The following is a 5,103-nucleotide window of genomic DNA, read 5'->3' on the forward strand; positions in this document are numbered from 1 at the left end:
CGCGTTCGTCGGCCAGGACCGCGCGCTCGGCCAAGAGCAGGGCCAGGAGCGCGATCCGCTGCTCGCCCTGGGAGCCGAAGGCCTTCAACTCGCGGCCGTCGCGGACCAGCAGCAGGTCGTCGCGGTGCGGGCCGTGCTGGGTGAACCCGCGGTCCAGATCCGACTGCCGGCGCTCGGCCAGCTCGGCGGCCAGCTCCTCCGGGCTCGTGGCCCGCGTCCGCGGCCGGTAGCGCAGCTCCGCCGCGCCCGACAGGCCGAGCTCCGCCGCGAGTGCCGGGTAGCCCTCGGCGACGCGCGCCACCGCGGTCGCGCGATCGTCGCGCAGCGCCACGCCCCAGCGGGCGAGCTCCTCGTCCCAGGCGCCCAGCGCCGCCGCGCCCACGCGGCCAGACCGCACCCGCGTCAACAGCGCGTTGCGCTGCGCCAGCGCGCGGGAGTACGCCGTACGCGTGGCGCTGCGGGACGGCCACAGCGCGGCGACGACCTGGTCCAGATGCGCGCGCCGCAGGGTCGGCGCGCCCTTGATGAGCTCCAGGCGGTCCGGCAGGAAGACGCTCACCAGCGGCCGGGCGGGGCTGTCGGTCAGCCGCTCGACCGGCGCGCCGTCGACCCGCAGCCGCTTGGGCTCACCGGGCTGGAAGCCCACGCTGAGCGTGTGTCCGCCGTCAGGGTCGCGGGTGTCGACCTCGACCCGGGCGGCCGCGGCGTCGAAGCGCACGACCTCGCGCTCGTTCGCCGTCCGGCACGAGCGCGAGGTGCAACCGAAGTACAGCGCCTCCAACAGGTTGGTCTTGCCGGCGCCGTTGGGCCCGTGCACGACCGTGAGGCCCGGGCCGACGGCGACCTCCACCGCCGCGTAGGTGCGGAAGTCGCGCAGTCGGAGCCGTTCTACGCGCATGGCCCGATGGTAGGCGGGCCGGGACTAGACGTTGAGGCGGATCGGCATGATCAGGTAGAGGAAGCCGCTCTCGTCGGCGCCCTCGATCAGGCCGGGCCGCAGGGGGCTGATGAGCTTCAGCAGCAGGTCGTCTGACCCGACGCTGTCCAGGCCGTCCCGGAGGAACTCGGGGTTGAACCCGATCTCGAACGGCTCGCCGGCGAACGGCACCGGGAGCGGTTCGGACGCCTCGCCGACGTCCGGCGTCTGCGCCGAGACCGTCAGCTCGCCCTCGGAGAACGCCAGCCGCAGCGGCGCGTTCTTCTGCGCCATCAGGCTGATCCGCTTGACGACGTCGCCGAGCTCCTCGCCGCTGATGCGCAGCTGGTGCTCGTAGCCCTCCGGGATCAGCTGGCGATAGTTGGGGAACTGCCCGTCGATGAGGCGCGAGGACAGCACGGCGCCCCCGACCTCGAAGACCACCTGGTTGGAGCGCACGCCGATCCGGATCGACTCGGCGCCGACGGTGGCGACGATCGAGCGCAGCTCGTCCAGCGCGCGCGCCGGGACGTTGGCCTCGAAGCCGCCGTCCAGCGGCACCTCGAGCGCGGTCTCCTTGACGCTCAGCCGGTACGAGTCGGTCGCGACCATGCGGAGCTCGGCGCCGGAGGCCGACACGAGGATGCCGGTGAGGATCGGGCGGGTCTCGTCGCGTGACGCCGACTTCGAGACCTTCTCGATGGTCGCGACGAACGCGGCGGCGGGGACGTCGACGACCGTGTCGTCCGGATCGGAGCCACCCACGCCGGGCAGCGGCGGGAAGTCCTCGGCGCGCAGCGTGCGGAGGTGGAACTTCGCCGAGCCGGCCACGACCTCGACGTCCTGCTGCTCAGGCCGCAGCTCGAGCTCGACCCGCTCGACGCCCTTGGGCAGGCTGCGGGCCACGTCGAGGAGCAGGCGCGCGGGCAGCACGACCGTGCCCTCCCGGGCGACCTCGGCGGTCAGGGGAACGCGCAGCGCGATCTCCATGTCGGTGGCCCGCAACTCGACGCCGGCGGACGTGGCGGCGAGCTGCACGCCGGAGAGCGCCTGGACGGCGCTGCGCGTGGACGCCACGCGGGAGACGGATTGGAGCTGGGCGAGCAGTTCAGCGCTCGACGTCGAAAGCTTCACGATGGAGACCTCAAGAGAGATTCAGGAGTCATCAGTCCTGTTGATGTGTGGACAGGCGCCGAGATGACCGGACGTAGCGGGGTTTTCACGCACACGAGCCGACCGAGTCTGTCAACAGCGTCGGTCAAACCGCCGCGCCGCGCTCGGGATCGGCCAGGCGCGCGGTGATGGTGGCCACCGCGTCGTACGCATCGGGATCGGTTCCGATGCGGTCGGCTGCACGCTTGCAGGCGTGCAGGACGGTGGAGTGGTCGCGGCCGCCGAAGCGCGCCCCGATCGCCGGCAGCGTCTCGTGCGTGTGCTCGCGTGAGAGGTACATCGCGACCTGTCGGGGCCAGGCGACGCGGGCCGTGCGGCTGGGCGACACCAGCTCCTCGCGCGTGAGCCCGAAGACCTCCGCGACGACCTGCTGGATGACGTCGATCGTGGGCGGCCCCGCGGCGGCGTTCCTGGCCGCCCGGCCGTAGAGCTGGGTGAGGACCTCGTCGGCCAGGTCGCGGTCGATGGCAGCGTCGGTCAGCGAGGCGTAGGCCACGACGCGGATCAGCGCCGCCTCGAGGCCGCGGACGTTGTCGGTGACGCGCTCGGCGATGAGCTCGAGCACACCGTCGCCGGCCAGGACGATGCCGTCGTGGTGCGCGCGCTTGCGCAGGACGGTCAGGCGGGTGGCGGGATCCGGGCTCTGGATGTCGACCAGCAGGCCGGACTCGAAGCGCTGGCGCAGGCGATCCTGGAGCGCGGCCATGTCGCGCGGTGGGCGGTCGGAGGTGAGCACGAGCTGGCTGCCCGTCTCGTGCAGCGCGTTGAACGTGTGGAAGAACTCCTCTTCCGTCTTGACCTTGCTCTCGAGGAACTGCACGTCGTCGATGAGCAGGACGTCGTTGCGCCGGTAGCGCTGCTTGAAGGCGTCGACGTCGCGGGACTGCAGGGCGGCGAGGAACTCGTTGGTGAACCGCTCGGTGGTCGTGTACCGGACGGTCAGGCCGCCGCCGTAGGCACGCACGTAGTTGCCGACGCAGTGCAGCAGGTGGGTCTTGCCGACGCCGGGAGGACCGACGATGAAGAGCGGGTTGTAGGCCTGGCCCGGGAGCTCGGCGACGGCGAGCGCCGCCGCGTGGGCGAAGCGGTTGGCATCGCCGATCACGAACTGCTCGAAGGTGAACTTCGGGTTCAGGCGCGAGACCTCTTCACCGAAGAGGTCGGTGCGGGTGTCGGTCCCGGCGGCGCCGGCCTGGCGCGGCTGGCGCGCGGGGCCGCCGGCGCTCGCGGGGCGCCCGGAGGTGGTGGCCGATGCGCCGCGGGGCTCGTCGTCGCCGCGCACCTCGACCCGCAGCGGGCTGTCGCCGAACGCGTCGCGCGCGGCGGCCTCCAGGACGCCGGCGAAGCGCTGCTGCACCCACGCGCGCACCTCCGCGGGCGCGAGGAGGATGGCCCGGTCGCCGTCGACGCCGCCCCAGCGCAGCGGCTCGAGCCAGATGTCGTAGGTGGCGTCCGGGACCCTGCGTCGAAGCTCCGCCTGCAGGCGGGTCCAGATGTGGGCAGGGTCCGGCGTCACGGCAGGGCGGTGCAGCTCCTCGGGAGCAGGGTCCGGCAGATGGCAGAGGACGCCGGGCGCCGGGTCTCGGGAGTGAGTCCTCGGCGTCGGCGCGGAGAAACGTAGCAGGTGGTCTCGGGCGTTCGGGGTGCCTCCGCAGACCCGTTCGCGGGACGCCGCAAATGCCGCGGAAAACGCGATGCGGCGCGGTCCGTTGGTTGTGTGGATCGGTGTTAGCAGCTGTGGAGGACGTTGTGGAAACCCGTGGCCGGGCCTGGCTCGCTAGACTGGCCCGCCGGTCTTTCGACCTCCGACGGAGCACGAACTTTCATGAAGCGCACCTACCAGCCCAAGCGTCGTAAGCGCGCCCGCGCCCACGGCTTCCGCAACCGCATGGCCACCCGCGCCGGTCGTCTGACGCTCAAGCGTCGCCGCGACAAGGGCCGCAAGCGGCTGACCGTCTGAATGTGGACGCGCCCTCGCGCGTGAGCGGCAGCCCGAAGCGGCCCAAGAAGGGCCGGCTGTCCCGCAGCGCCGAGTTCGAGCGCGTCTACCGCCAGGGCCGTTCGATCGGGAACCGCCATCTGGTCCTGTACGTGTTCCCGCGCGGGACCGCCGCGTCGACGGCTCCCCAGGAGCTCTCCGCCGGTCCCCGCATGGGCCTCTCGGTCTCCCGCAAGGTCGGCGGCGCCGTCGACCGCAATCGGGTCAAGCGCCTGCTGCGCGAGGCGTTCGTGACCGAGGCCGAGCGGCTCCCGTCCGACACCGACGTGGTCGTCGTGGCCCGGCCCGAGGCCAAGGAGCTCGCCGAGCGCGAAGGTCTCGAGGGCATGCGCGCGGCCCTGGGCGAGCTCATCGGCCGGTCGGTCGGCGAGCGCCCCGGAACCCCGTCGTGAGCCGCTGGGCGCGCCGCGCGGCGGTGGCGCCGATCGTCGTCTACCAGCGCGTTGTCTCGCCCCTCTTCCCGCGGCGCTGCAAGTACGAGCCCACGTGCTCGTCCTACGCCGCGCAGGCCATCGGACGGTTCGGCATACTCCGCGGCCTGATCCTTGCCGGCTGGCGGCTGCTGCGCTGCAACCCCTGGAGCCACGGCGGCTACGACCCTGTCGAAGCCCAAACGCTCTTCCGTCCGCCGTCCTCCCACGTCCGGCCTCCGCACGCCTGAGCCATGGTCCCCATCACCGCGAACATCCTGCAACCGCTGGTCGACTTCTTCGAGTCGATCCTCAAGTTCTTCCACGACACCATCGGCTCGAGCTGGGGCCTGTCGATCATCCTGCTGACGATCGTCGTCCGGGCGGCGCTGCTGCCGCTGGCGGTCAAGCAGTTCCGCTCGATGCAGGCGCTGCAGCGCATCGCGCCGCACCTGAAGGTCCTACAGGAGAAGTACAAGGACGACAAGCAGCGTCTCCAGCAGGAGACGATGAAGTTCTACCAGGAGCACAAGGTCAACCCGTTTGCCTCGTGCCTGCCCCTGGTGGCGCAGCTGCCGGTCTTCCTGTCGCTCTTCTACATGCTG

The 5,103-nt window shown here is 71.9% G+C and carries 7 protein-coding genes; 4 read left to right on the forward strand and 3 right to left on the reverse strand.

Annotated features, from left to right (window positions below):
* The 3 genes from recF to dnaA form a co-directional block, all read right to left on the reverse strand.
* The coding region (gene recF, locus VK501_RS24205; protein WP_324342087.1) for a DNA replication/repair protein RecF at positions 1-898 on the reverse strand (898 nt) is incomplete at its 3' end.
* A gap of 24 nt (positions 899-922) precedes the next feature.
* A complete protein-coding gene (dnaN, locus tag VK501_RS24210) occupies positions 923-2,050 on the reverse strand; it encodes a DNA polymerase III subunit beta (protein ID WP_324342089.1) in 1,128 nt (375 codons plus the stop codon).
* 124 nt (positions 2,051-2,174) lie between these two features.
* On the reverse strand, positions 2,175-3,605 hold the full coding sequence (gene dnaA / locus VK501_RS24215) for a chromosomal replication initiator protein DnaA (RefSeq protein WP_324342091.1): 1,431 nt from the start codon (positions 3,603-3,605) through the stop codon (positions 2,175-2,177).
* A 309-nt stretch (positions 3,606-3,914) separates the two neighbouring features.
* Between dnaA and rpmH the strand changes: the two genes are divergently transcribed.
* From rpmH to VK501_RS24235, 4 genes are all read left to right on the forward strand, one after another.
* Positions 3,915-4,049: a 50S ribosomal protein L34 gene (rpmH, locus tag VK501_RS24220; RefSeq protein ID WP_324342093.1), complete on the forward strand. Its 135-nt coding sequence runs from the start codon at positions 3,915-3,917 to the stop codon at positions 4,047-4,049.
* A 20-nt stretch (positions 4,050-4,069) separates the two neighbouring features.
* On the forward strand, positions 4,070-4,480 hold the full coding sequence (rnpA, locus tag VK501_RS24225) for a ribonuclease P protein component (RefSeq protein WP_324342095.1): 411 nt from the start codon (positions 4,070-4,072) through the stop codon (positions 4,478-4,480).
* Positions 4,477-4,749, forward strand: a complete 273-nt coding sequence (yidD, locus tag VK501_RS24230) for a membrane protein insertion efficiency factor YidD (RefSeq protein WP_324342097.1) — start codon at positions 4,477-4,479, stop codon at positions 4,747-4,749. The genes rnpA and yidD overlap by 4 nt, the downstream gene beginning before the upstream one ends.
* Before the next feature lie 3 nt (positions 4,750-4,752).
* Positions 4,753-5,103, forward strand: a 351-nt coding sequence (locus VK501_RS24235) for a YidC/Oxa1 family membrane protein insertase (RefSeq protein WP_324342099.1), incomplete at its 3' end; no start/stop codon positions are given.

The organism is Baekduia sp. (assembly GCF_035318805.1).
Lineage (GTDB): Bacteria > Actinomycetota > Thermoleophilia > Solirubrobacterales > Solirubrobacteraceae > Baekduia.